This window comes from Oleiphilus sp. HI0066 (assembly GCF_001635725.1).
On the sequence record NZ_LWFH01000151.1, the window covers coordinates 1 to 1,160 of the forward strand.

General features: G+C 42.8%; 2 protein-coding genes. Both read left to right on the forward strand.

What is annotated here, in order from left to right; all coding sequences use genetic code 11:
- Positions 1-455: zinc-binding dehydrogenase (locus A3738_RS02600; protein WP_231876507.1), on the forward strand; the 455-nt coding region annotated here is incomplete at its 5' end.
- A 113-nt stretch (positions 456-568) separates the two neighbouring features.
- Positions 569-1,160 (forward strand): polysaccharide biosynthesis/export family protein (locus tag A3738_RS02605; RefSeq protein WP_197473530.1); only part of this gene is annotated, 592 nt, incomplete at its 3' end.

Below are 1,160 nucleotides of genomic sequence, written 5' to 3' on the forward strand. Positions count from 1 at the left end.
TTGAGTGGTGCGTGAGTCAAGGTGCAGCGCATGTTGTAAATCACCATGACGATATTCAGCAGCAAATCTCGACACTTGGCTACTACAACACAGATTACATACTGTGTTGTAGTCATACTGATCAACATTTCGATGCAATGTGTGACATCATTAAGCCGCAAGGCAAAATTTGCTGCATTGTAGATAATGTGAAGCCACTGGCTTTGAATAAGTTGAAGCCTAAATCGGCGAGTTTGGTGTGGGAATTCATGTTTACGCGAGCAATGTTCAAAACACCTGACATGATCGAACAACGTCATATTCTTTCGGAAGTCTCACGCCTTTTAGATGAAGGTATTTTGAAGAGTGTGTTAGCTGATACCTATCGCCCTATTAATGCTAAGAACCTGCTCGCTGCGCATCAAGTGATAGAGAATGGCGAGTTGATGGGCAAGCTGGTCGTGGAGGGGTGGTAAATCGCTTATTGTGAAAAGTCCTCTGAGAAAAACGGTTGAGTAAAAAAACGACATCATTAACGTAACGGTAACGATGAAAGTTCTAGCCGAAAAACATTCGTGTAGTACACTGCATGCTGATTAGAAAACAGAACAACAACAGTAAAGACAAGAAACATCGCTTCATGGAAAGAATTGCTCGATTTATCTCTTCTTTTTTAGCGCCTGCATTATTTGTAAGTGTTATTACGCCAGCTTCCGCCATCGATGTGGATCCTCTTCTTATTGATCAATTTATGCGTATGGATCCTACGCAACAACAAGCTTTAGCTGCGCAGTATGGCGTCGATTTAAGCCAATTTGGCGGTGGCACGAGTGGTAGTGGTCTTCAAGAAGAACAAACTAAACAGCAAGTTTCTGTACTCACTCGAAGTGGGCAGTCTCAAGACCCAAGTGAACAAGCCTTGCCTCGAGGAGATGTGCCAGAAGAAGAATCCAGTGCACGATATCAAGCAGGCAAATTAGTACCTTTCGGTTATGAATTATTTGCAGGGGCTCCAAGTACATTTGAACCAGTGAATGATATTCCTGTTTCAAATGATTACGTACTTGGTCCGGGTGATACCTTAAAAGTAGAGCTTTATGGTAAGGAAAGTAAGAGCTATCAGCTCGGAATCGACGCGCAAGGAAAGGTTTATTTTCCAGAACTAGGCCCATTGAACGTGG